We start from the raw sequence: 3,228 nt of genomic DNA on the forward strand, positions 1-3,228 counted from the left end.
CGACCTCGACGAGTGACACCAGCGTCTCCTCCGAAAGCAGGGCCACGTGCTGACCGTCGACTTCTCCCGGTTCCCGCTCGCCCCGGGCGACCGCGTCCTGGACCTCGGCTGCGGGGCCGGCCGGCACGCCTTCGAGTGCTACCGGCGCGGCGCCCGGGTCGTGGCCCTGGACCGCAACGGCGAGGAGATCCGCGAGGTCGCCAAGTGGTTCGCGGCGATGAAGGAGGCCGGCGAGGCCCCCGAGGGCGCCACCGCCACCGCCATGGAGGGCGACGCCCTCGCCCTGCCGTTCCCCGACGAGTCCTTCGACGTCGTCATCATCTCCGAGGTGATGGAGCACATCCCCGACGACAAGGGCGTGCTCGCCGAGATGGTCCGCGTGCTGAGGCCCGGCGGCCGGATCGCCGTCACCGTGCCCCGCTACGGCCCCGAGAAGGTCTGCTGGGCCCTGTCCGACGCCTACCACGAGGTCGAGGGCGGCCACATCCGCATCTACAAGGCCGACGAGCTGACCGGCAAGCTCCGCGAGGCGGGCCTGAAGCCCTACGGCAGCCACCACGCCCACGCCCTGCACGCCCCCTACTGGTGGCTGAAGTGCGCCTTCGGCGTCGACAACGACAAGGCGCTGCCGGTGCGCGCGTACCACAAGCTGCTGGTCTGGGACATCATGAAGAAGCCGCTCGCCACCCGGTTCGCCGAACAGGCGCTCAACCCGCTGATCGGCAAGAGCTTCGTCGTCTACGCGACCAAGCCGCACCTCCCCTCGCTCGGCGCAGAGGCGGACGCCAGGTGACCACTCCCCGGACAGAACACCTCGTCCTGCCCGGGGTCCTCACCGCCGAGCAGGCCGCCGCGACCGTCGCCGGCATCCTCGCCGGACAGCGGGAGGACGGCGCCATCCCGTGGTTCCGCGGACACCACCTCGATCCCTGGGACCACACCGAGGCCGCCATGGCCCTGGACGCGGCCGGCGAACACGAGGCCGCCGAGCGCGCCTACACCTGGCTGGCCCGGCACCAGAACGAGGACGGCTCCTGGTACGCCGCCTACGCCGACGGCGCCCACGACGACGTCACCGACCGTGCCCGCGAGTCCAACTTCGTCGCCTACATAGCCGTCGGTGTCTGGCACCACTACCTCTCCACGGGCGACGACACCTTCCTGGACCGGATGTGGCCGGCCGTCTACGCGGCCGTCGAGTGGGTGCTGCGGCTCCAGCAGCCCGGCGGGCAGATCGGCTGGCGGCGCGAGGACGACGGCACGCCCACCGCCGACGCCCTGCTCACCGGCAGCTCCTCCGTCCACCACGCGCTGCGCTGCGCGCTCGCCATCGCCGAGCAGCGCGAGGAACCGCAGCCCGACTGGGAGCTGGCCGCCGGGGCGCTGCGGCACGCGATCCGCCGCCACCCCGAGCGCTTCCTGGACAAGGACCGCTACTCGATGGACTGGTACTACCCGGTCCTCGGCGGCGCCCTGAGCGGAGCGGAGGCCAAGGCCCGGATCGAGGCGGGCTGGGACCGGTTCGTCGTGCCCGGCCTCGGCGTGCGCTGCGTGGTCCCCAACCCCTGGGTGACCGGCGGCGAGTCCAGCGAACTCGCGCTGGCCCTGTGGGCGGTCGGCGAGTCCGACCGGGCACTGGAGATCCTCCAGTCCATCCAGCACCTGCGCGACCCCGCGACCGGCCTGTACTGGACGGGCTACGTCTTCGAGGACGACGCGATCTGGCCCCGTGAGCTGACCACCTGGACGGCGGGCTCGCTGCTGCTGGCCGTGGCCGCGCTGGGCGGCCACGAGGCCACCTGCGCGGTCTTCGGCGGCGAGCACCTGCCGTCCGGCCTGGACCCGGACTGCTGCGCCTGACCGGCACCCGCACCGGCACCGGGCACGCCGCTCAGTGCCGGTGTATTCGCCGGGCTATCGCGTGGCCGGCGAACAGATAGACCACGGCGGCCAGGCCGTATCCGGCGACCACGCGGGCCCAGGCCTCGTCGAAGGTGAACAGGTCGTGCGACCACCCCGCCAGCCAGGAGGCCGCGTCGTGCACGAACCTGACCAGGTCGTTGGACCGGTTCGCCTCCAGCAGGTACATCAGGATCCACAGGCCGAGGATCAGTGCCGCGACGTCGGCGACGATCGCCACGACCCGTCCGGCCGGGTTCGCACCGTTGCGATATCGAGTGGACATACTCTCCGGATTGCCGCACCGCGCGTCCTGTAACCCCGCAGCCGCCCCCGACGCGCCCCGGAGAAGCCCCCGACCCGACCCGGACGGCGACCGTGCCCCACCCCCGAACGGCGTCCCCCGAGTGGCGCATCCGCCCGCCCCGGGCGAACCTGCCGGAGGAACCAGACCGCTCGGGGAGGACACGTCGGGAGGACCCCGTGCCCGTACCGATACGGCGCCTGTTCGTGGCGCTCACCCTGTGCTGCGCCCTGGTGGCCGGTGCCACCGCCTGCGGAAGCGGCCAGCAGAGCAGTACGAAGAACACCTCGGCGGCGGCCCGGGCCGTGCCCGCCGCCGACAGCCCCAGCCCCAGTCCCAGCACGTCCGCCGAGCACCAGAAGTTCGCCAAGACCCGGTTCGTGGCGAACGCGGGCCTCGCCGCCGGCGCGACCTACCAGTGGATCGTGAAGCCCTGGAAGGCCGGCAAGTTCAAGAAGGGGACCAAGGGCCGCAGGCTGGCCCTGGTCAAGGCGGGCGCCGCCGGTCTCTTCGCCTACAACCGGCTCAAGGCCGCCCAGCGCAACGCCCAGGGCGACCCGACGCTCGCCAAGGCCCTCGCCCCGCTCGGCGCCGGCATCGAATCCCTGAAGGGCCTGGCGGGCAAGCTCCGCAAGGGCGACGACAGCGCGGCCGGCCCGTTCGGCGACATCATCGGCCAGATCAAGGACGCGGGCAGCAGCGCGGGCGCGCCGGTGAAGGAACAGGTGCCGACGGCCGCCGAGCTGACGAAGGGCTAGCCGTTCGGCTCCGCGAGCGCGGTACGACAACGGCCCCCCGCCCGGAAGGGCGAGGGGCCGGTGCGCTGCGGGGTTCCGGCTCAGCCGCGCTGGATGCCGGAGGTGTCCTGGAGCACGCCACGACGGCCGTCCTGGGTCTGCGCGACCAGCGCGGCACCACGCTGCTCGACGGCCAAGTACCAGGTGCCCGGCGTCAGTTCGGCGATCTGGCCGCCCGAGCCGTCCTCCGCGAACAGCGGACGGGTCACCGGCACGGCGAACCAGAAC

At 72.8% G+C, this 3,228-nt stretch carries 4 protein-coding genes and 1 pseudogene; 3 read left to right on the top strand and 2 right to left on the bottom strand.

Features of this window, described 5'->3' with window-relative positions:
* Positions 1–46: 46 nt before the first annotated feature.
* Positions 47–793, top strand: a complete 747-nt coding sequence (locus H5J33_RS28635) for a class I SAM-dependent methyltransferase (RefSeq protein WP_181797727.1) — start codon at positions 47–49, stop codon at positions 791–793.
* Entirely contained in the window at positions 790–1,860 is a 1,071-nt protein-coding gene (locus H5J33_RS28640) for a prenyltransferase/squalene oxidase repeat-containing protein (protein WP_181797728.1), read from the top strand. Before H5J33_RS28635 ends, H5J33_RS28640 begins: the two co-directional genes overlap by 4 nt.
* Before the next feature lie 31 nt (positions 1,861–1,891).
* On the opposite strand, the gene H5J33_RS28645 is transcribed toward H5J33_RS28640, so the two are convergent.
* Positions 1,892–2,185: a hypothetical protein gene (locus tag H5J33_RS28645; protein ID WP_181797729.1), complete on the bottom strand. Its 294-nt coding sequence runs from the start codon at positions 2,183–2,185 to the stop codon at positions 1,892–1,894.
* Between the two features lie 197 nt (positions 2,186–2,382).
* Here H5J33_RS28645 and H5J33_RS28650 point away from each other — a divergent pair, with 197 nt between their 5' ends.
* Positions 2,383–2,961: a hypothetical protein gene (locus H5J33_RS28650; RefSeq protein WP_181797730.1), complete on the top strand. Its 579-nt coding sequence runs from the start codon at positions 2,383–2,385 to the stop codon at positions 2,959–2,961.
* Between the two features lie 80 nt (positions 2,962–3,041).
* Here the strand turns inward: H5J33_RS28650 and H5J33_RS28655 are convergent.
* Positions 3,042–3,228: pseudogene (locus H5J33_RS28655) on the bottom strand (hypothetical protein); the annotation flags it as partial.

The organism is Streptomyces sp. WELS2 (genome assembly GCF_013870595.1).
GTDB lineage: Bacteria > Actinomycetota > Actinomycetes > Streptomycetales > Streptomycetaceae > Streptomyces.

Excerpts from the sequence above, each read along its gene's own strand:
- H5J33_RS28645 (WP_181797729.1), bottom strand. The coding sequence starts at position 2,185 with ATGTCCACTCGATATCGCAACGGTGCGAACCCGGCCGGACGGGTCGTG.